Genomic DNA, 20,889 nt, shown 5'->3' on the forward strand with positions numbered 1-20,889 from the left:
AAATGAGCCAAATCGGGACACGTCACCATCACTCTGGCCGGCCGACAACTCCAAGCCGAGCCCATGACCCCCGACGACGTAGCCCACATGCTCGACCGCGCAGGTCACTAAAAGTGTGCAAGTCAGGCACGGCTGCTCGCTTCCCAGCCGTCCCCACCGCCAGACAGGGGTGCCACAGCATCAGACGAGCGCCGTCGCCTCCCTTAGTGCACCCGGCACATGCTGCGACATCGCCGAAGTAGCCGCTTCCTTGACATCGAACACTACTCCCACGCCGAGCACGACCTCGGTGCGGCTGTCACCGCCCTGACGAAATGGGCGGTAGGACATCCAATCGCAGCCCAGCAGCGATGAAGGCCGGCCGCATGGCATCAAGAGCCGCGTCCGCCCTAATCACGAGGTGATCACACCCGAGGTCCTCCGCAAACAACACGGCAACGGCCGCTTCAGGGTACACGCGCGCACCGTTGATCGTCGCCGCAAGATTTCGTAGCGCAGTTGCGTTGGAGGCCAGGCGCATCGTTCGCCCAACCAACATGCGCCCAGTCGCTTGGTCCCCAGGGCACACCTCAAGACCAACTTGGGCGGACGCCTCGGACATCAACTCCTGCAGGCCCCCGGGGTCGGTGCCCACGGCCAAGGTGCCGTGACCGGCAGGGAATCGTCGTTGCGGCAGGAACACCGGCTCGACTCCCGACACAAAAGGAGCCAATGCTGCCGTTAGAGCAGTGGCTACCCCAATCGAAACCCGCCTGCCGTCCACCACCATCTGGCCCGCCATGAATGCCCCGAAGGCAAGCGCGCCAGCCAGCGCCAAACGGTCATCGTGGAGGGCCTCCGGCGCGGCATCCATCCATAGATTCCCGAGTGGTGGCACTCCGTCGTACTCGCCCCCCTTCACATGAACACCCCACCTGCCAGAGCGTTCAGCAACCCATGAGACGTTCATCGACCCTCACTTCCACGACGCATGCCTACGAGAGCGTCCAAGACGCCCACACCATAGACGCCCGCCAAGACAGACCCGCCGGTTCCACGCGCAGCTTCAATCTCACGTTTCGCCGCCTTGATCCCTTCACAAACGCGAATCGCGTACCACGACTCCTCACCGCGAGAAGCAACACGCCAAGTTTCCTCGACTTCGCCCACGAGGCCCTGGATATCGTCAGCCGTACGACCCAAATAGACGACCGCCACCGCCGCGCCGGCCAATCCCTTACCAAGAAGGGCCTCGACCCGATCTACAATGAACTGCAGGCCGTTGTCCAGCCTAGGGGCGGCATTGGGCTCCGCCACGTCCTCTGCAGCGGTGACCGTGTACTCCATTCCGCATGACCGCAGGCGCACCAGATCGGCCCAAGTTGCGCCATGAACCCGGGTGAGCCCCTGAGTCACGCCAGTCCCAAGCTCCTCAGCATAAAAATGCTCGATCCCCCGGGGCGCTTCAAACAGACCTTGCACATCCCGCACAGGCGTCGCGAGCTGAACTGACCTGACCCCACACAGGTGGTCCGGTAGATAGGGCCGAATGAACTCGTCCAAATTTCCGTGGCCGGGAACCTTGACCCAGGGCTTGTCACTTCCACTCGATTCCACTTCCGCGCGAAGCGGGGGGTGTGCGTTGAATCTGAGGTAGTGGCGGTTAGACGCGGCTACGCGTTCATGTTCCAGTTGATCCGTCTGCGTCATTTGGCGGGAGTGTCGTCGGCGCAAGGCTGCAATCTGCCCGCAGTGAGCGAACGTCACGCCAGACCGGAGCATTCGCAGGAATACTTCGTTGTCCTCGCCTGATACAAGATCCTCATTGTAAGGAATGGCGATCAAGACGTCACGCGAGACCAGCCAAGTCGAGTGACCCGGTGCGCCGCCCGTCGCGTATGCCGTACTCACAGTAACGTTCTTCTCATTGAAGATCTTTGTTGCGCCGGTATCATGATCAAAATTGACAAAAGCGCCGTAGGTTCCAAGAACACCCTTCCTCAACGCCTTGAGTTGAGATTCCAATCTCCATGGCGGCATCAGGTCGTCGTCATCGAGATTGGCGATGAAGTACCCTCGACTCTTTTTGATCGCCGCGTTGTGCGCGCTCGGGATCCCCCCCGATGGCTGGTAAAAGTACTTGATACGGGGGTCCTGGAAGGAGGCGGCAACTTGTTCGGCTGCCCTTGTATCGGAGCCATCGTCCATGATCACAATCTCGAAGTCCTGCACCGTTTGGGTCAAGACTGAACTAATTGCATCGCGCAAAAGGTGCTCGCGGTTACGGGTGGCGATCGTCACGCTCACTAGAGGCCGTGACGCACGCCCCTGGGCACTCCACGCCTCGATATTCCTCACATAGTGTTTGTCGTTGTACAGAATGTTTCGATTGAAATCTACGATCTTCTTGAACTCGCCATCTTCATGCGACTGGCGGTCCTGCGAGGGGTGCCACATGTGATACATCCGAACCCGCGGCTCGTCGAGCCAGAAGATCCTATTGCCAGCCCATTGAGTCCGCTGGCCAAAGTCAAGATCCTCTGCCCCGTACGTATGCATTCTCTCATCAAGCCCACGCACGCGGTCATAAACATCGCGGGACACAGCCACCAAGCCGCCCATACCCCACCGCCCTCGCAACTTCGCGTTCGACTCGAATTCATCGAACATGAACCCATGGGCGGCAACGTGGTCATCATCCCACCCGAAAGGCAGGTCGCGACACTCGATAAGTGCGGTGGTGTTGGGAAAGCGAATCACCCAGTCGCTGACCAAGCGAAGCGAGTCCGGGCTGAACAGCATATCCGCGTCCGTGCACAGGAGGACTTGCCCCTGTGCGACCGCAAACCCAGCGTTCAGGGCGCGCGAGCGGGACCAAGGTTCGTCACGCACATCCGAGTACACATACGTCGCACCTGATTCCAAAGCCACCTGCTCAACGGGTTCCGGGTGAGTCGAGCCGTAATCCGAAACGATGACCTCGAATGGCATCTCCCCAAACGCGACCCTGATGGATCGAATGCACAGGCGTAGCCGCTGGACGCCCCAGTTCCGGAAACCGATTACAATTGACGCGACCGGCGTCCCTTCCTTCACGATTCACTCCCGTCCGCAAAGCACAACATATCCCCACGCATGGAGGCGCCAGACAACAAGACGCTTGCGCCGAGCGTTTTGATGACATCACGCGGGGCCACCCCTGGCCCATTCCAGCGCACCGGCGTAACTTCAAGCCACGTGATGGGAGGTTCTGTTGCCACGGACGAGATCGTGATCCACTGCGCTCCATCCGACGGGCGCAAGTAGACGAAACATGACTTCAGCGACGCTGAATAGGAGCAACTCCACGCGTCTGACGGTGACGCAACGTCGACACCCGCGTCGGACGTCAACCCCCCGCGGAGCTTGAGTACAAATTCCTTCTCAGTTACCGTTTGGCCCACCTCAGCTATTAGCTTGAATGATGCCACCGGAGCGCCAAAGCGAAAACGAAACCGCACAGTTTCTTGCAGTCTAGGAGTGGGCGGCACCAAGCCTGAGCTTTCCATGCGTCAGAAATCCAATCCGATGGGCGGGAGGTCGAATATGCTGAGGAATGAGGAGAAGTTGTCGAACTTGGAGTGAATGTTGTCGAAGAACTCCGTCGGGTCATAGGCGTGCCGGATCTCTTCGGGCGTCATCTGCGTGGCCTGATCGAGGTGCATGTGTGGAAGATGCAGGAACTCCGCCATCTCCGCCGTTCGCGAATCGTGTGTGATCCACATCGCAGGAACCCCGGACAACATCGAGGCCATGTTCACATGGAATCGAGTTCCGTACGTGAACGACACATGTTCCGCGTTGAACTGGTACCACGGCTCAGCATCACGGAACAAGCGGTAGAACTTGCCCATGTAGTTGACAATCCGCTCTTGGGACAGTTCTCCTGATTTGACGCTGGGCGTGAGGTACCACGGCACCTCGGGCGCGCTCGGGGATGCAAAAGAGTCCAAGTAGAGGCGATGGTTGAAGCGATTGACTGGCTCGATGAGGAACTGTGACCGATGGATCGCGTCCACCAGCATCTTGGTCTCGTTGTCCCTGTGGTAGACCGTTCCTGCGTAGGCGAACAATCCGGGCTTGTGCGACTTCCAGTTCTCGTAGGCCTGAGCAATTGCTTCCGGGCGAGAGAAGAGAGACGGGCAGCCGGTGATGAACGTATTTTCAACCCCAGCGAAACGTGCGAACACTTGCTTCGTGAACTCGCCACGCACGCCGACGACTCTACACCGGGCGCCGAGATACTTCATGAGCGCTACGGCTTCCGGGGGCATCGTCGCATCGACCAGTTGCGTGCCATCAGGCGCCTGTGCGCCCAGGCCAAAGATCACCAACTCAGCGTCGAGGCTCTCCAGTTGCCGCTGGAACGCCGCATAGGGCGCTCCGTCTTGATCATTCACACGGAGGAAGTTGGCCAGCGTGATGATCACATGAGTGGCTTGGTCAGCGACCCATCCACGAAAGGAACCGGAGTCGCCCCAAGTGGATGAATGGGACTCCGAGGAGACGGCCCAGGGAAACATTTCGAGGGGAGCCCGAGCGTGAATCATGTTGCCGGCGTTCTCTGGGTACTCCATCGGGAAGGAGAGTGGCATCCTCGTCAGACAGCCGGTCACTCCGATAACTGACTTGGCCATGAGACTCCTTCAGTGCAAGTTTGGGGTGGAGGGGTGCGGAGGTGGGCCCCGGAGACCCGCCTACAGGCGCGACTATACCAAGAACCACTCATTGAGGTTCTCGCCGTCCAAGGAGTTGTACGGCCGCCGCGCGGGCTCCAAAGGCCGTGCCGGGCTGGCAGGTCCCGGGCTGGCAGGCGCAGAACGGGCTATGTCTCACTAGTCTCTGAGTCAGAGGGCGCCTGCCTCTGACGGCACGGGTGGGCTACGCCCAGGGCGTAGCGAGACTGCCGCTTGACGAGTTGGCAGCAGAGCTCAGGAAGACCTCGTCCTCCTGCGTCCAAGTGTGGTCCTCAGGACGTCCGGACCTCTCCTGGACGAAGTTGAACCGATCGGCCGCGTAGATGCGCACTCCGTCCTCGATGGCACGCTTCAGGAACGTCGAGTCCTCGCCACGATTGACTGATAGGAACGGGATGCGCTGCAGCACGTCCCGACGCGCCGTCAACGTCGGTCCGGCAACGAAGTCAGTGTAGCGATGCTCGTTCATCTCCTGCACCAACACGGTGAGGTCATGTGCGGCCAGGTGCACGAAGCGGCAGTGCTTGCCGACGACGTGGGCGTCCGAGAACCGCATCGCGCGCAACAGGTCGGCCAGGTAGTCGGAGCCGTACCAGTCGTCGTCGTCTATCTTCGCGCACACCTCGCCCGAGGCCCGCTCCACGAGCGCGTTGAGGCAGTCCCCGAGGAAGGCCTCCGGGCCCATCGGCACCACCGTCACCCGCTCGAGTCCCAGGGCCCGTGCCCGATCGACAAGGTCAGGCGCGTCGAAGTCGTGCGTGGCCACCAGCAGCTCGAGGTCGACGTCCCGCTGGCGGGCCACCTGCTCCAGCACGTGGTCGAGCTGGTGCGGCCGCTTGGTCGACACGATCGCCGAGACGGTCGGCAGCCGGGTGGGCTCGTGGTCGATGCCGAGGGCGTCCAAGACCGTGTCGACGCGGTGGGAGTACGTGTGGGCCTTCCAGAGCTCACGCTGGCCGCGGTGGACCAGGCGGACACGGGCGAACGCGTCCGCGACCAGTTCGCGCACCGCCGCCTCGGCCTCGGCCGGTTCGGAGACCTGCACGATCCCGTCGCCCAGGAACTGTGACAGCGAGGGCGCCGGCGTCGAGACGACTGGCGTCCCACACGCGACCAGTTCGAGCACGCGCCGGGCCATCATGGTCGGCGACGACGTCACCGTGTTCACGTTGAGGAACACCTTGTACGAGCGGTACGCCGACAACATCCGGTCATAGTCGAGGCTGCCCACCACGTGCGATGCGTAGGGCTCGGGGAACTGGTACTTGTCGTCCTGACCGAGGAAGCGGCTGTAGATGTCGAAGTGGTTCTCGGGGGTCTGTGCCACGATCGCCGCGTCGAACAGCAGCTTCATCTGCTTCCGGCGCTCGGGGTACTTGTGGGCGAACCACGTGCCGGCGAAGGCGATGCCCAGCGGCTGGTGCTCCCGGGAGACGCGCACCGGGTTCGTCACCCGGTCGGGCACAGCGAAAGGCAGCACGCCGACCCGGTCGTGGCCGAGGCGCTCGCGATAGGCGGGCACGCACTCGACGTCAGTGGTGAAGACCCAGTCGCACAGGCCGGCGGTGTCGAGGAAGTCCTCGAAGTGGGTCGGGTCCTCCTTGTTCCAGAACACGGTCGGGATGCCGCGCTCGCGCGCCCCCTCCAACAGCGCCACCACCGCCGACCGAGGGGCGCTCGTGCCGGTGATGTGGTACTGCCAGGCTCCACCGTTGCCGTTCCACGCCGACTCGACGAACACCAGGTCGAGCCCGTCCAGCTGCTCGGCCCAGTCGCGCGGCGCGAGCTCGACCTGCTGCCACTCGTAACGGAAGCTGGCGAGGGTGAAGGGGTCCGCGATGATGCCCACCTTCAACGGGCGCCGCGGGTTGGCCACCGGCCACTTCCAGCGGGCGAACTGCCGTTGGCCCTCCCGCTCATGGAAGAGGAGCTCAGGGCGCCAGCCGCGTCGGCGCCGCTTCTTGAAGAAGGCGGCGGCCTGCTTGGGTCCGCCCTTGCGCAGGTGCCAGGCAGCGCGCCGGGCTGTGTCGAGCACTTCCTGGAGCCGATCGTTCAAGAGCCATCCCCCCTCCAGGTGAGGCTAGCGGTCCCGGCTACGATCGCGGGCGTGAACATGCCCCGTCTGCGCCGGCTCGCCGCCTCGCTGGCCCTTCTCGCGACCCTCGGTGCATGCACCGCACCGGGGTCCCAGAACCCGCTCCCGGGCCAGTCGGCCGCTCCCACCGCCGGCGGACGGACGGCCACGGCGTCCCCAACGCCGACCCCGCCCCGCATCCTCACCCTCGAGGACCTCGCACCCGGCCTGCAGAAGGCCCCGGCCGCCTTCAGCAATCCCGCACCCGCGGTCGCCGAACCCGGCCCCGCGCTCGCGGTGTCGCTGGCCGCCGAGGCGAGCACGAAGCGGTTCGACCAGGGCAGCCTCGGCTTGTCGTTCGAGGCGACCGAGCTGGCCGACGACCGCTGGGACCCCGCCAAGTCCTACCTCGACGAGCTCGTCGGCGCCCTCGACCGGCCCTCGCTGCGGTTCGGCGGCAACTCGGTCGACCGGCGCCTGTGGTGGACCTCCACCGACGAGCCGGCCCCCGAGTGGGCCGAGGTCACGCTCACCCCGGCGGACTTCACGCGTCTGTCCACGTTCGTCACCAAGACCGGGGCCAGCGTCACCCTCGTCGTCGACCTCGGGCACAACGACCCGGCCCGGGCGGCCGACATGGTGTTCCACGCCCGGCGATCCCTCGGCGACCGGCTGATCGCCGTGTCGGTCGGGAACGAGCCCAACGGGTTCGCCCTGGCGTCCCAGCCCCAGTACCGGATGCGCGAGGACGGTTACTCCCCCGCGCAGTTCGTCGCCGAGGCTCGCCCCTACGTCGAGGCCATCCACGCCAAGGCCCCCGAGGTCGGCATCGTGGGTCCCGGCACCTTCGACGCTCCCTGGTGGCGGGCCTTCGCCGACGCCGGGTTCCCGCACACCCAGGCCCTGTCGCAGCACTGGTACCCGCTGTGGTCGTGTGATGGCTCGGCCGAGCCCAAGGCGTCCCCCACCGTCGCCAACATCACCTCGCCCTGGCTGCACGAGAGGGCCACCTTCATCATCGGCATGGGCCTGCAGACGGCCCGCCGCTACGACCTGCCCCTGTGGATGGAGGAGACCGGCCCCACCTCGTGCGCCGGCACCAACGACAGCTCCCGCACCCACGCCCAGGCCTTGTGGACCGCCGACTTCACCCTGCACGCCGCCGCGCTCGGAGTCGAGCGCCTCAACCACCACAGCATGATCGACGCCTGCCGCGGCGGCGCGCCCATGAGCCCTGTCTGCGACACCGGGAGCCTCGGCAGCCGCTCCCCCGTGCTGAACGGCCAGTCGAACTACCTCGCGCTGCTGCAGCTCGCGCGCCTGCGCGAAGGGGTGCTGCGGCCCGTGCGGGTGTCCGGGGCCGAGGGGGTGTACGGCTACGCGATCGAGGACGACAAGGGCCTCGACCTCGTGCTCGTCAACCTCAACGACCCGGCGGCGGTCGGGGCGTCGGCGCTGGAGTTCGCCGTGCCCGAGGGCCTCACCCCGACGCACGGGTCGGTGCTGTGGGCCGACACCCTGGACGTGCGCAACGGCACGTCCCTGCTGCCGTGGTCGAAGCTGGACGCCGTCCCGGCCACGGTGAACGCCGGCAGTGTGCTGGCGGTGAAGTTCCAGCGGGCGTGATCAGCCGCCGGTCAGGGCGTAGCCCTCGCCGTACTTGGCCACGTACCCGCTCACGTCGCCGGAGTTGAGGGCCTCGGCGAGTTCGCGCGTGCGCGGCTCGTTGACGATGCACACCGACGCCTGCCCCACCGTGCCGAACCGGGAGATCGGCACCATGAGCGACGTCACCGCGTCGAGGTTGATCTTCTTCAGGGGGTCGGCGAGGTCGCCGACCAGGGCCGGGTCGAAGTCGGTGACCTTGGCGTTGTTGACCACGTTCTGGGCCATCACCTCGAACTCGTCGGGGCGCTCGACGGCGATCGCCTGGAGGCCGCGGAGCAGCCCCGTGATCAGCGCGCGGTGCCGCTCGGCGCGGTCGAGGTCGCCCAGCGGCATGGTCTTGCGCTCGCGGCCGTAGATCAGGGCATCGGTGTTCTCCAGGAGGATGTCGCCCTCCTCGAACTCGACGACGCGCCCGGTCGAGATCACGCGCGTGCGGGTCGCGTTCTTGTTCTTCACCCGGATGCCACCCAGCCAGCGCGTGATCGCGATGAAGTTGTTGAAGTTGTTCTGCGCCACCATGTGGATCGGCAGGCCGCCCATGAGGTCGCTCACGGTGTTGCGCAGCCGCTCGGTGCCGCCGCCGGAGAACGCCGCGTTGATCTTGCCCTTGCCGCCGCCGGCGAAGTCGACGTACGAGTCGCGCGCGATCGACACCAGCGTGAGCTTCTCGCGGTCGGCGGAGAGCTGCGCCACCAGGATCGCGTCGGCGTTGCCCGTGAGCGACTTCGGGTCACGCGAGTCGGTACCGAACACCAGCGCGTTCACCACTCCTACCGGCAGGGGGTCGACGCTGGACGCCGTGGGCGTGGGTGTCGGCGTCGCGCTCGGTTGTGCCGAGGGGGTCGCACTGCCGGAGGCAGACGGGTCGGGCGTGAAGTCCGGCAGCATCGGGCCGGGCGGCTCGGGCTGCCTTGAGCAGCCCGCCAGTGCCGCGCTGAGCCCGATGAATCCTGCCCCGATCATGCTACGTCGCGTCACGGCCATGGTTGTGCCCCCTCGTGGTTCTGGGGACGATCATGCCGGGTGTGGTGTGGGTCGGGCCAGTTGCCCTACGACCAGTCGAGGATGACCTTGCCGCACTGCCCGGCGCGGGCGGTGGCGAAGGCCTCCTCCCAGTCCTCGGCGGCGAATCGGTGGGTGATGACCGAGCGCACGGCGTCCTTGAGGCGGTCGGAGGTCGACAGCATCGACGTCATCAGGTACCAGGTCTCGAACATCTCGCGGCCGTAGATGCCCTTGATCGTGAGCATGTGGGTGATGACCTTGCCCCAGTCGATGGCGTAGTCGGACGCCGGCAGGCCCAGCATCGCGATCTTGCCGCCGTGGTTCATGTTGTCGATCATCTCGGCGACGGCCTGGGGGGCACCCGACATCTCCAGGCCGATGTCGAAGCCCTCCTTCATGCCCAGCCCCAGCTGCACGTCGCGCAGGCGGGTGGTGCCGGAGTTGACGACGAGGTCGGCACCCGCGGCGTCCGCCAGCTCGAGCCGGAAGTCCGACAGGTCCGTGACCACGATGTTGCGCGCGCCCGCGTGCCGGGCGATCGCGGCGGCCATCACGCCGATGGGTCCGGCGCCGGTGACCAGCACGTCCTCGCCGACCATCGGCCACTGCAGCGCCGTGTGGGTCGCGTTGCCGAGCGGGTCGAAGACCGCGCCGAGGTCGGGGTCGACCCAGTCGGGGTGCTTCCACACGTTCTCGACCGGCAGGACGACGTAGTCGGCGAAAGCGCCGTCGGTGTTGACGCCGAGGCCGACGGTCCGGATGCACTGGTGGCGGCGTCCGGCCCGGCAGTTGCGGCAGTAGCCGCAGACGATGTGGCCCTCGCCGCTGACCTTGTCCCCGGGCTGGAGCTCCTTGACGTCCTGGCCGACCTCGACGATCTCGCCGTAGAACTCATGCCCGATCGTCTGGGGAGCGTTCACCATGGACGCCGCCCAGTCGTCCCACTGCTGCAGGTGGAGGTCGGTGCCGCAGAGCCCGGCGCGGAGGACGCGGATCTTCACGTCCCAGTCGCCGCAGGTGGGTTCGGGACGGTCGACCAGCGTCAGCCCCGGTCCGGCCTGCATCTTCGCCAGCGCTCGCATGCCAGCCATCATGTCAGCCGATCGCCGGCCTTCGAACCCCCGCGCCCGGCCGTCGGGGCGGGCCCGGGGTCAACATTTCAGACCGGGGCCCGTCAGGTCGGGCAGGGACCTCACGTAGGCTCGGGAACGTGCCGATCCCCGACCCGACCCCCGCCCAGCTGGACGCCGTGGCGTCCGTGTTGCGCGGGCGCAGCTGGGTGGCCCTCACCGGGGCCGGCCTCTCGACGGACTCGGGCATCCCCGACTACCGCGGGCCGGACAGCCGCCCGACCAACCCCATCCAGTACCAGGACTTCATGCGGCACGCCGACGCCCGGCGCCGGTACTGGTTCCGGTCGATGATGGGGTTCCGATCCTTCGGGGCTGCCCACCCCAACGCGGGCCACCAGGCCGTGGCGGCCCTGGGCGTCCCGGTCATCACCCAGAACGTCGACCGCCTCCACTCCGAGGCCGGCTCGCGTGAGGTCGTCGACCTCCACGGGCTCATCAACCGGGTCATCTGCACCGACTGCGGCACGCCCTCCTCGCGCGCCACCCTGCAGACCCGGCTGGAGGACGCCAACCCCCAGGCGACCGGCCGCATCCCCGCCGGAGCGGCCGAGTTGCGCCCAGACGGCGACGCCGACATCGAGGACCCCGACGACTTCATCGTGCCGCCCTGCTCCGTGTGCGAGGGCGTCCTGAAGCCGGACGTCGTGTTCTTCGGCGAGTCCGTCCCGAACGAGCGCGTCGCCGCCGCCTTCCGGCTCGTCGACCGCGCCGACGCGCTCGTGGTGGCGGGCTCCAGCCTGACGGTGATGTCCGGCCTGCGCTTCGCGCGGCACGCCGCCCGGCACGGCAAACCGCTGGTGATCATCAACCACGGCCCCACCCGCGCCGACGAAATCGCCGACGTGCGGGTGGCTGCCGGTACCACGCCCACCCTGGTGGCGCTCGCGTCTGCCCTGTGAGCGACGCGCGAGGCCCCCGCCCGGACGAACCGGGCGGGGGCCTCGTGCTGTGTCGGCGTGACGATCAGCGGCGGACGCCCAGGGTGTCCTTGCCGTCGCCGTTCCAGTCACCGACGAAGACCTCGTCGGTGGCCTCACCGTAGGAGAACACGATGTCGGCGTAGCCGGTGGCGGTCGTGTTCTTCAGGAGGTACTGGTTGCCGCGACGGACGCCGAGGCCGTCCGTCTTGTCGCCGTCCCAGTCGCCGACGATGACGATGTCGTCGGGGTTGCCGTACGCGAACATGTAGTCCGCGTAACCGGTGGCGATGGTGTTCTTCACGTAGTACTGGTGGCCGCGACGCACCGCGAGGGTGTCCACGTCGTCACCGTTCCAGTCACCCACGAGGACGACGTCGGTCGGGTTGCCGTAGAGCACGACCTTGTCGGCGTAGCCGGACGCGATCGAGTTCTTGATGAAGTACTGGTGGCCGCGACGCACCGCGAGGGTGTCGACGCCGTCACCGTTCCAGTCACCCACGAGGACGACGTCACCGGCGTTGCCGTAGGCGACGACCTTGTCGGCGAAGCCCGCGGAGTTGCTGTTCTTGATGAAGAACTGGTTGCCGCGGCGGATCGCCGGGGTGTCGATGCCGTCGCCGTCCCAGTCACCGAAGAGGACCACGTCGCCCGGCTCGCCGTACTTGAACTGGATGTTCGCGATGCCGGTGAAGTCGTCGTTCAGGAAGAAGCCGGTCTCCAGGGAGATGACGACCGGGCCCAGCTGGACGACGGTGCCCGACTCGGCGGCCACGAGGGTCAGGTCAACCGACTCGTTGGTCTGCAGGCCGGTGCGGTCGACCGTGAGGACGCCGTTGGTGACGCCGTCACGGACGGGCAGCGGAGTCGCGACGCGCTCGGTGACGATCTCCAGGGTGCCGACGCTCTGGCCGTTGGCGAAGACCTCGAACTCCGTGTTCGCGGGCGCGCCGAGGCTCGTCATGTCGACGCCCTCGATGGTGACCTCGACCTCGTCGACGACCTTCTCCGGCATGTCGATGACGCCGACGCCGCGCTTGGCGAAGTTTGGCTCGATGGGGGCGTCCGCGCGACCCATGAAGTTCATGAAGGCCTCGGTGTCGACCAGGCCGGTGTCGCGGGTGTTCGTGCCCTTCTGCAGCGCGGTGAAGTTGTCGCCACCGGCCATCAGGAAGGAACTGGAGGTCACCTGGTAGACGGCGTCGAGGTCGAGGCGCTCCTCGCCCACCCACACCGACGTGATCCGGCTTCCCTTGGGCAGGTTCGGATCGAACGTGTAGCTCACGTTGTCGGAAAGGCCCAGGTTCAGGAAGCCGCGCGAGGAGCCCTCGGGCTGCCACTGCTGCTCCAGGGTCTCCTTGAACTGCGCGCCCGTGATGTCCTTGACGACCAAGGTGTTGCCGAACGGATTGACCGCGGAGGCCTCCTCCAGCGTCACGACCCCGTCGCCCTCGACGCCGCTGGCCTTGTGGAACAGCTCTGCCCGCAGGCCACCCGGGTTCATGATGCCGATGTCAGCGCCCGGACGGCCGGGGACGTTCAGCTCCTCGAGCCAGGCCTGGGCGACCAGGTTGCCCAGCGCCGACTCGCGCATGCGGTCGTCGCGCGCGGTGCCCATGTAGACACCGTCGTCGGTGACGGCGGCGTTGGCGTAGGCGGTGGTGATGTCCGCGGCGATCTTGCCGACCGGCTGGGCGCCCAGCACCTTGGCAGCCGCCACGGCGTCGTCGGAGATCTGCTTCGCCGCGAGGTACTGCGGGTCGGTCAGGCACGCGCCGGACGGGGCGGCGTCCGGAACCGGCACGTAGTCGTTGACGTACTCGACGACCTTGTTGGTCTCGGGGTCGATGCCCAGCTGGACGCTGGTCAGGCCGCCGCCGTACTGGCCGGCCTGACTGATGTTGCGGGTGCCAGCCGTGATCGGCGCGTCGACGGTGTAGATCTGGTGGGTGTGGCCGTTGAAGATCACGTCCACCTCGGCCGACAGCTCGTTCACCATGCGGTTGTAGATGGCGTTCGCGGCCGGGACACCGCCGGTCACGGAGGCCGCGCCGTCGTGGATCTCGGCGACGATGACGTCCGCCTCGCCGTTCTCGGCGTTGCCATCGGACAGCTTGGTGGCCACGCGGTTCACGGCCTCGACCGGGTCACCGAACTCGATGCCGGTGGTGCCGTCGGGGCTGACCAGGGACGCGGTCTCCTGGGTCACGGCGCCGATGATGGCGACCTCGACACCGTTGACGGTCTTGATGACGTACTCGTCCAGGGCAGGGGTCTCGGTGCCGCGCTCGTAGACGTTCGCGCCGAGGTACGGGAAGTCGGCGGCGGTGTCGACGCGCCCGGTGAGGTCGTCGAAGCCGCGGTCGAACTCGTGGTTGCCGACGGCCGCGGCGTCCAGTTCGAGGGCGTTGAGGTAGGCCAGCGTCGGGTTGTCCTGCGCAACGAACGACACGAACAGCGAACCGCCGATGTTGTCACCGGCGCTCAGCAGCAGCGTGGTGTCGTCGCCCAGGAGCGTCTTCTGGTTCTCGACGAGGCAGGCGAACCGGGGGCCGGCCGTGGCGTCGATGCGCCCGTGGAAGTCGTTGAAGTTGAGCAGGTTGACCTTCGTGAGGCCCTCGGAAATGGCTGACTTGCTCTCGGCCGCGGTCGCTGGGGTGGTGAGCCCCATCGAGGCAACCAGCCCCAGGGCGGCGATGGCCACCCCGGTGCGCTTGCGTGCGTACATTCTTCCTCCGATTGTGGGTACCCCGTCCTGGGAGGGACGGCATCGTCCTGGAGTCACCCAATCAGCACGAGGTGAACTGCGGGCAAACGCGATCAGGCGCTGGCGAGGGAAGATGATCTGCGGCTTCGGCGCCCACGCCACCAACCCCACACCCACCGGCTGACCACAACCAGTGGCGAGTGCCGGGAGACTAACACGAGGAGAGCCGTCCACGCGCCCACGAGGGCGGGAACGACGAGGCGGGCGTGGTGGGCCGCCCAACCGAGGATCCCCCACGGCGTGGACTCGCCGGACGCGGGGCCCACCTGGGCGCCGACCTGCAACGCGGGCGTCCAGAGGTAGGCGCCGAGCGCGACGCCGAGGAAGACTCCCGCCCAGGCGACCACGCGGGCGCCCCAGGCGCGGCGTCCGTTGCCCGCGCGGCGCATCGCCCACGTGAAGAAGACGTGGCTGACGAACGCGGCCGCGAGGCCGACGAGGATCATCCACGGCTGCGGGAGGCGGCCGGTGTCCCAGGCGAACTCGGAGTTCATCACCATGCGGCGGGCGACGTCCAGCGACCCCATCACCGAGGCCGCGACGAGCACCCAGCTGGCCCCCACGGCGACGTGCGCCAGCAGGGCCAGCACCACGTCGACGACGCGGGCGCCCAGCGGCTTGCGGACGGGGGTGGTGGCGGTGCTCACGCGAGCGATCCTAGCTCCACCACCCCCCTCGGCCGAGTCACCCTTTCGCGCACAGCAGGGGGAGCCGCGATCCATGCCCGGCGACCCGGGCGACGGATCTGAGTGACGCTGCTCACCACCGGGCGACAAGTCTGAGTGGCGCTTCCCATGCCCAGGCGTGGATTCGGTCACTCAGGCATGTCGCACGGCGCCGAGGCGTCCGCCCTTGGGGACGCCGCTGGGCCCCGGACAGTTCCGGGAAAACGGCTCGGACCTGCGGTTTCGGGTCGACAATGGGAGACGTGCAGCCCACCGAGTCCACCGTTGAGGTCGAGGAGACGCTGTTCGACCGCGTCGGCGGTCACGCGACGTTCCGCACACTGATCCACGTCTTCTTCGACGGGGTCAAGGGGGACCCTGAGCTGGCCGCGCTCTATCCCCAGAACGACTGGGACGGCGCCGAGAACCGGCTGCTGCTCTTCTTCGAGCAGTACTGGGGCGGTCCCATGACGTACTCCCGCACGCGGGGGGCGCCGATGCTGAAGATGCGCCACATGCCCCACAAGATCACCGAGCGCATGGCCCGCAAGTGGGCCACCTGCATGCAGCGCGCCATCGACACCATCGACATCGGGCTGGAGGATGAGTTACTGCTGCGCGACTATGTCGAGCGCGCGTGCCAGTACCTGATCAACGCCGACGAGGCGCCGCCGTCTCAGTGAGAGACGACCGGTGTGACGGACGCCGTGGCGTCCGTCGCGCGCTCCACGCCACCTGTGCCAACGGCCGGCGAGGTCGGCTCGGAGGTGACGGTGGGGGCGGGGGTCTCGGCCGGGTCGGGCGCCGGGGTCGTGGGCGCCGGGGTGGCCGTGGGGTCGGCCGCCTCGGTGGGCTCGGGGCTGGGCGCCGGGGTCTGCGTCGGGGCCGGATCAGTCGCCTCACTCGTCGGCTGGTCGGGAAGGACACGCTCGGCGTCGCTCGACGGGGCGGAGACCTCGGGTGACGTCCGGCCCGCATTGCTGACGGTGGTGCCCGGGTTGCCCGCCAGGGACGTGCCGGCCACCTTCTCCACGCTCGTGATCACGCCAAGGGACAGGACGAACGCCGCCAACGCCGTGAGCAGGACGCCGGCGACGAGGCGTGCGCGGCGCGGGGTCATCGCGCTGAAGGCCTGCCAGGTCCGCTGCAGGCCGAAGGTGTAGAGCGCCGTCGACACGGCGCCGATGACCGAGCCGACGGCCGCACCGGCCAGCGTGCCGGCGGTGCCGAGGTGGGAACCGATGACAGCCGACGTGACGGCCGCCAGCGCGCCGGCGGCCAGCGCGGTGGCCGACAGGGCCAGGACGGGGCGCTCGGGTGCGGGCGGGACCGCCGCAAGGGCTTGGTCGTCAGCCCTGGTCGGGCTCGGGGGATGGGTCGTGTTGCTCATGGTTCTTCCACGGTAGATCGGCGCACGCTCGGTTGTCGCGTCGTTGCCCGGCACCCTGGGCCCCGATCCCAGCCGCCCCGTACGACCATGGTCGTACCAACCAATATTCCGCCGAGGGCTTGGGTCCAGCCCGCCGAGGGCTTGGGTCCAGCCCGCCGAGGGCTTCGGTCCAGCCCGCCGAGGGCTTGGGTTCAGCCCGCCCGGCCACCCGCCCAAGCCGCCACCACGGCGTCCACGTCGACGAGGCGCACGATGATGCGCGGTCCGGTGTCCGGCCGGCGGTAGTGCTCGCGGACATGCGCGTTCAAGGCCTCGCAGCGTTCGCGCACCTCGGCCTCGGTGCGGCAGTCGGCCACGGCGTCCTGGATGTCGGCGACCTCGCGGCGCAGGGCGAGCGGCAAGGGCAGCACGGCCTCAAGGTTCTCGGCCTGCATCTTGGCCTTGATTCACCAGTCCTCGGAGGTGTCGAGTTCGATCGGTTGCCCGGCGCCGGGCAGGTTGTCGAAGGCGCCGCGCTCCATTGCCTCGCGGATCTGCCGGTCGATCCAGTTTTCGAATTGCATCATGGCTTTCGCTCGCCGCGCACCGCGACCGACGGCGGCCGATCACCGCGGATGGAGGCGACCATGTCAAGGGTGCGCCGCGTCGCGCGCACGTCGTGGGTCCGGAACACCGTCGCCCCTAGCCAGGCCGCCACGGCGGTCGCGGCCAGGGAGCCCTCGAGGCGTTCATCGGCAGGCAGATCGAGGGTCTCGCCCACGAAGTCCTTGCGGGAGATCGCCTGCAGCACCGGGTACCCCAGCGCCGCCACCGACGCAGTGGCCCGCAGCACGCGCAGCGAGTTGCGGGTCGTCTTGCCGAAGTCGAGGGTCGGGTCGACGAGCACCGCCTCCGGCCGGACGCCGGCGTCCACCGCACGCTGCGCGCCCGCGGCCAGCCCCGCCAGCACGGAACGGACGACGCCGTCAGGGTCGTCGCCGTAGGAGATGTCCACGGGATCGGTGCGGGGCGGGAGCCCGCCCGTGTGCGACACGACGTAGCCGGCCCCCAAATCGGCCGCTCCGAGGACCAGGTCCGGATCCGCGCCGGCCCACGTGTCGTTGACGAGATCCACGCCGACGTCGGCGATGGCCTCGAGCACCTCCGAGCGCCAGGTGTCGACGCTGAGCACCAGGTCGGGGAACCGCTCGCGCGCCGCCAGGAGGAAGGGCCGGACGCGGGCCACCTCGGTCGCGACATCGACCCACTCCCCCTGCTGGCCCGCACGGACGCCACCCACGTCGACGATGTCGGCACCGGACGCCACGGCCGAGGCGAGGGCGTCCAGCGCGGGTTCGAGTGCGTCGGTGCCGGCGGTGACGTAGAAGGAGTCGCGGGTGCGGTTGACGATCGCCATGACCGCGGGGCGTCCGGCGTCGAAGCGCTGACCGCGCAGGGCCAGCGCCGGGGTGGTCGGCAGGTCGACGGGGAGCAGGTCAGCATTCACGCGTCCATTGTGCCGGGGGCTGGCGGCGGACAGGACCGCGGCTCTCGGCGGCGTGGCAAACCAGAGTCCTCGCCCGGCTTGAGGATCTCCTCGCCACCCGGCTGGGTCACGGTACTGCAGACATGGACGTCCATCCGCCGCGTGACAGGATGGGACGGCAGCGACAGCGAAAGGTTTCCGCCATGAAGTTCCGTCACCTGGGCCGCTCCGGCCTCAAGATCTCCGAGATCGTCTACGGCAACTGGCTCACGCACGGTTCCCAGGTCGAGAACGACACCGCGACCGCCTGCGTGCGCGCCGCACTGGACGCCGGCATCACCAGCTTCGACACCGCCGACGTGTACGCCAACACCGTCGCCGAGCAGGTGCTGGGTGACGCGTTGAGGGGCCAGCGCCGCGAGAGCCTCGAGATCTTCACGAAGGTGTACTGGCCGACCGGCCCCAAGGGCCCCAACGACACCGGCCTGTCGCGCAAGCACATCATGGAGTCGATCAACGGCTCGCTGAAGCGCCTCGGCACCGACTACGTCGACCTCTACCAGGCCCACCGCTACGACCACGACACGCCGCTGGAGGAGACCATGCAGGCGTTCGCCGACGTCGTCCGGCAGGGCAAGGCCCTCTACATCGGCGTCAGCGAGTGGACCGCCGACCAGATCCGTGCGGGCCATGCGCTCGCCCGTGACCTCGGCGTCCAGCTCATCTCCAGCCAGCCGCAGTACTCCATGCTGTGGCGCGTCATCGAGGGCGAGGTCGTCCCGACGTGCGCCGAGCTGGGCGTCAGCCAGATCGTCTGGTCGCCGGTCGCCCAGGGCGTCCTGACCGGCAAGTACGCGCCGGGACAGCCGCTGCCCGAGGGGTCGCGAGCGACCGACGACAAGGGCGGCGCGAACATGATCAAGCGGTTCATGGACGACGCGGTGCTCGAGCGCGTCCAGCGGCTGCGCCCCATCGCGGACGACCTCGGCCTGTCGATGGCGCAGCTGGCGGTCGCGTGGGTGCTGCAGAACGACAACGTGGCTGGCGCCATCATCGGGGCGTCCCGTCCCGAGCAGGTGGCCGAGAACGTGGCCGCCTCCGGCGTCACGTTGGACGCCGGCGTCCTGGCCGCGATCGACGACGTGCTCGGCGACGCCGTGCAGTCCGACCCGGGGCTGACGGCCAAGAACGCGCCCGCGGGCCGCGTCGTCTAGGGCCGGCCCAAGCAAACGGGAGACTGACCCGTCCTCATGGGCATGACAGCCACGGACGCAAGGCAGGGATCCCGCAGACCTGCCAGTGGACGGAGGGCCGACTGCTGGTGGCGACGCGCGGCATGGGAGACTGGGCGCTGATCCGAACGAAAGGCCCTCGATGAAGCGCATCCTCGCGGCCACGGCCACCGTGGCCGTCCTGGCCCTGTCCGCCTGCACCCCGGACGCCGTCTCGGGCACGCCCAGCCCGACGCCGCTGCCGTCATCGAGCCCACTGCCCACGGCCACCGCGACGCCGACGATCAAGCCGTCGCCGGCGAACACGGGGCTGACCACGAAGCCGACCGTCACCCCGCCGCCGCGCAAGCAGACGGCCAAGCCCACCACGCAGGCCACCCCTGAGGTGCCCAGCGACATCCCCGGCGACCTCGGCGAGGTCCCCGCGGGCTTCTCGCTGCCGGACGAGGACCGTCCGGGCGACGAGGAGACCTCCGCGTTCACCACCACCGTCTGGCGGGCGTCCTGCCCCGATCGTGTGCTGAAGCTGGACGCCGCCTCGGGCATCACGGCGTCACGCGTCAAGGAGTCGATCGGACCGGAGCACGCCGTGGTCAACGGGTTGTTCGTGTTCGCCGACGAGGCGGCCGCACAGGCCTTCATGGACGAGCTGGGCACGAAACTGCGCGCCTGCGCTGCTGAAGGCCCCGACGAGGACGGCTGGCGGACGGTCCAGGCCACGCGCGAGCTCGCCGACCTCGGCGACGGCGGCCTCGACGTCGGCAGTTGGTCGGAGTGGGACGCCGGCGACGACGGCTACATCGTCGCCCCCGGCGCCGGGCTGGAGTACATCGTGCGCTCGGGCGCCCACGTCGTGATCGCCCAGGAGGGCGGCGAGTACGCGGGCGACCCCGGCCTGCTCCCCGACGTCGTGGCGGACCTGCGGGCCCGCATCACCACGATGCTCGACCAGCTCTGACCGCCGTGGCCTGGGTGGACACGCGTCGCGCGTGCCCCGGGCGACGGAACTGGCTGACACGTCTCGGCGCCGTGCGACATACCTGAGTGACCGACTCCACGCCTGAGCGTGCCAAGCGCCACTCAGACTTGTCGCCCGGTGGTGAGCAGCGTCACTCAGATCCGTCGCCCGGGGCGCCGGCCGCTCTTGCATCCGGGCGGGCGCACGGTTGCTCCTGCGCCCCGGTTCACCGCCGGCGCGAGCGCTCCTGAACCGTGCGTGAACTGGTCGCCGAGCGCCCGCGGACGACCCCCACGAAGTCGTCCAGGACCGGATCGTCGCGGTCGGCCAGCCACGCCAGGCCGACCGTGGTGGTCGGGGCGTCCGTGACCGGACGGTGCGCGAGGTCGCGCCGGCTGGGCGCCCGCGCCACCGAGAGCGGAACGCGCAGGACGACCCCGCCCCCGGCGACCATCGCGATCGTTTCATCGGTGACCTCCGTGCGGACGTCCTCGTCAGCGAGGTCGGCCGTGGTCACCTCGTCGTAGAGCGAGATCGGGTGGTCCTTGGCGACCCACACGACCGGCTGCTCCTCGTACAGGCGGATGAGGTGGAGACCCTCGGTGTCCAGCGGCAGGCGGGCGAAGCAGAAATCCACCTCGCCGGAGACCAGGACGCGGCGCTGGTCCGCCTCGGTGACCTCGAAGGTCTCCAAGGGGGTGCGGGGGTAGCGCTCGGCCCACGTCCGACGCCACTTGGTCAGGATCACACCCGGAACGAAGGCTACGCGCATGCGCCCACGCTAGCCGTGCTGCACCGGGTCGGCCTCAACCACACGGCCCGCGGCCCTGCCGTCGCGTGGCGGACGCAGCGACGCCGCCCCCGGCCCGGACCCTTCGAGGCTCGCGTCCCTCGCACCTC

Annotated in this window: 18 protein-coding genes; 5 read left to right on the forward strand and 13 right to left on the reverse strand. The window is 68.1% G+C overall.

Annotated elements, in window-relative coordinates; genetic code table 11:
- Positions 1-298 precede the first annotated feature (298 nt).
- The 4 genes from ET989_RS13775 to ET989_RS13790 all read right to left on the reverse strand — a co-directional run bounded on the left by ET989_RS13775 (position 299) and on the right by ET989_RS13790 (position 6,771).
- Complete coding sequence (locus ET989_RS13775; protein WP_131169964.1) at positions 299-853, reverse strand: hypothetical protein; 555 nt, start codon at positions 851-853, stop codon at positions 299-301.
- A gap of 92 nt (positions 854-945) precedes the next feature.
- Positions 946-3,075: a glycosyltransferase gene (locus ET989_RS13780; protein WP_165490185.1), complete on the reverse strand. Its 2,130-nt coding sequence runs from the start codon at positions 3,073-3,075 to the stop codon at positions 946-948.
- A 455-nt stretch (positions 3,076-3,530) separates the two neighbouring features.
- Positions 3,531-4,448, reverse strand: coding sequence for a polysaccharide pyruvyl transferase family protein (locus ET989_RS13785; protein ID WP_165490186.1), 918 nt, complete (start codon positions 4,446-4,448; stop codon positions 3,531-3,533).
- A gap of 451 nt (positions 4,449-4,899) precedes the next feature.
- Complete coding sequence (locus tag ET989_RS13790; RefSeq protein WP_131169970.1) at positions 4,900-6,771, reverse strand: glycosyltransferase family protein; 1,872 nt, start codon at positions 6,769-6,771, stop codon at positions 4,900-4,902.
- 51 nt (positions 6,772-6,822) lie between these two features.
- Here ET989_RS13790 and ET989_RS13795 point away from each other — a divergent pair, with 51 nt between their 5' ends.
- Positions 6,823-8,415: a hypothetical protein gene (locus ET989_RS13795; RefSeq protein ID WP_131169972.1), complete on the forward strand. Its 1,593-nt coding sequence runs from the start codon at positions 6,823-6,825 to the stop codon at positions 8,413-8,415.
- Here the strand turns inward: ET989_RS13795 and ET989_RS13800 are convergent, their stop codons facing one another.
- Together ET989_RS13800 and tdh are read right to left on the reverse strand one after the other, a co-directional pair.
- On the reverse strand, positions 8,416-9,435 hold the full coding sequence (locus ET989_RS13800; RefSeq protein WP_206662379.1) for an LCP family protein: 1,020 nt from the start codon (positions 9,433-9,435) through the stop codon (positions 8,416-8,418).
- A 71-nt stretch (positions 9,436-9,506) separates the two neighbouring features.
- Entirely contained in the window at positions 9,507-10,544 is a 1,038-nt protein-coding gene (gene tdh / locus ET989_RS13805; protein ID WP_131169976.1) for an L-threonine 3-dehydrogenase, read from the reverse strand.
- 128 nt (positions 10,545-10,672) lie between these two features.
- On the opposite strand from tdh, the gene ET989_RS13810 reads away from it, so the two are divergent.
- A complete protein-coding gene (locus ET989_RS13810; RefSeq protein ID WP_241656367.1) occupies positions 10,673-11,494 on the forward strand; it encodes an NAD-dependent protein deacetylase in 822 nt (273 codons plus the stop codon).
- A gap of 64 nt (positions 11,495-11,558) precedes the next feature.
- On the opposite strand, the gene ET989_RS13815 is transcribed toward ET989_RS13810, so the two are convergent.
- Both ET989_RS13815 and ET989_RS13820 read right to left on the reverse strand, forming a co-directional pair.
- Positions 11,559-14,240: a bifunctional metallophosphatase/5'-nucleotidase gene (locus tag ET989_RS13815; RefSeq protein ID WP_131169978.1), complete on the reverse strand. Its 2,682-nt coding sequence runs from the start codon at positions 14,238-14,240 to the stop codon at positions 11,559-11,561.
- Between the two features lie 92 nt (positions 14,241-14,332).
- Complete coding sequence (locus ET989_RS13820) at positions 14,333-14,926, reverse strand: hypothetical protein (protein ID WP_131169981.1); 594 nt, start codon at positions 14,924-14,926, stop codon at positions 14,333-14,335.
- 281 nt (positions 14,927-15,207) lie between these two features.
- On the opposite strand from ET989_RS13820, the gene ET989_RS13825 reads away from it, so the two are divergent.
- A complete protein-coding gene (locus ET989_RS13825) occupies positions 15,208-15,627 on the forward strand; it encodes a globin domain-containing protein (RefSeq protein ID WP_206662380.1) in 420 nt (139 codons plus the stop codon).
- On the opposite strand, the gene ET989_RS15050 is transcribed toward ET989_RS13825, so the two are convergent.
- The 4 genes from ET989_RS15050 to folP form a co-directional block, all read right to left on the reverse strand.
- Complete coding sequence (locus ET989_RS15050) at positions 15,621-16,334, reverse strand: superantigen-like protein SSL4 (RefSeq protein ID WP_165490188.1); 714 nt, start codon at positions 16,332-16,334, stop codon at positions 15,621-15,623. The two genes, ET989_RS13825 and ET989_RS15050, sit on opposite strands and share 7 nt — an antisense overlap.
- Positions 16,335-16,525: 191 nt before the next feature.
- On the reverse strand, positions 16,526-16,768 hold the full coding sequence (locus ET989_RS15315) for a hypothetical protein (RefSeq protein WP_206662381.1): 243 nt from the start codon (positions 16,766-16,768) through the stop codon (positions 16,526-16,528).
- A 12-nt stretch (positions 16,769-16,780) separates the two neighbouring features.
- Complete coding sequence (locus tag ET989_RS15320; protein ID WP_206662382.1) at positions 16,781-16,900, reverse strand: DnaJ family domain-containing protein; 120 nt, start codon at positions 16,898-16,900, stop codon at positions 16,781-16,783.
- Positions 16,897-17,820 (reverse strand): dihydropteroate synthase, encoded by a 924-nt coding sequence (gene folP / locus ET989_RS13840; RefSeq protein WP_241656368.1) that lies wholly within the window; start codon positions 17,818-17,820, stop codon positions 16,897-16,899. The genes ET989_RS15320 and folP overlap by 4 nt, the downstream gene beginning before the upstream one ends.
- A 182-nt stretch (positions 17,821-18,002) precedes the next feature.
- Here folP and ET989_RS13845 point away from each other — a divergent pair, with 182 nt between their 5' ends.
- Positions 18,003-19,013, forward strand: a complete 1,011-nt coding sequence (locus ET989_RS13845) for an aldo/keto reductase family protein (protein WP_131169985.1) — start codon at positions 18,003-18,005, stop codon at positions 19,011-19,013.
- 160 nt (positions 19,014-19,173) lie between these two features.
- Positions 19,174-19,989: a hypothetical protein gene (locus ET989_RS13850; RefSeq protein WP_131169987.1), complete on the forward strand. Its 816-nt coding sequence runs from the start codon at positions 19,174-19,176 to the stop codon at positions 19,987-19,989.
- Positions 19,990-20,215: 226 nt separating this feature from the next.
- On the opposite strand, the gene ET989_RS13855 is transcribed toward ET989_RS13850, so the two are convergent.
- Positions 20,216-20,761: a LysR substrate-binding domain-containing protein gene (locus tag ET989_RS13855; RefSeq protein ID WP_131169989.1), complete on the reverse strand. Its 546-nt coding sequence runs from the start codon at positions 20,759-20,761 to the stop codon at positions 20,216-20,218.
- Between the last annotated feature and the right edge of the window lie 128 nt (positions 20,762-20,889).

Origin of the sequence: Propioniciclava sinopodophylli (genome assembly GCF_004324755.1) — a bacterium.
In the GTDB taxonomy this organism is placed as follows: Bacteria; Actinomycetota; Actinomycetes; order Propionibacteriales; family Propionibacteriaceae; genus Propioniciclava; species Propioniciclava sinopodophylli.

Bases quoted from the DNA above. Each gene is read 5' to 3' on its own strand.
- ET989_RS13775 (WP_131169964.1), bottom strand. From the start codon at position 853: ATGGATGCCGCGCCGGAGGCCCTCCACGATGACCGTTTGGCGCTGGCT.
- tdh (WP_131169976.1), bottom strand. From the start codon at position 10,544: ATGCGAGCGCTGGCGAAGATGCAGGCCGGACCGGGGCTGACGCTGGTC.
- ET989_RS13815 (WP_131169978.1), bottom strand. From the start codon at position 14,240: ATGTACGCACGCAAGCGCACCGGGGTGGCCATCGCCGCCCTGGGGCTG.
- ET989_RS15050 (WP_165490188.1), bottom strand. From the start codon at position 16,334: ATGAGCAACACGACCCATCCCCCGAGCCCGACCAGGGCTGACGACCAA.
- ET989_RS15315 (WP_206662381.1), bottom strand. From the start codon at position 16,768: ATGCAGGCCGAGAACCTTGAGGCCGTGCTGCCCTTGCCGCTCGCCCTG.
- ET989_RS15320 (WP_206662382.1), bottom strand. From the start codon at position 16,900: ATGATGCAATTCGAAAACTGGATCGACCGGCAGATCCGCGAGGCAATG.
- ET989_RS13845 (WP_131169985.1), top strand. From the start codon at position 18,003: ATGAAGTTCCGTCACCTGGGCCGCTCCGGCCTCAAGATCTCCGAGATC.
- ET989_RS13850 (WP_131169987.1), top strand. From the start codon at position 19,174: ATGAAGCGCATCCTCGCGGCCACGGCCACCGTGGCCGTCCTGGCCCTG.
- ET989_RS13855 (WP_131169989.1), bottom strand. From the start codon at position 20,761: ATGCGCGTAGCCTTCGTTCCGGGTGTGATCCTGACCAAGTGGCGTCGG.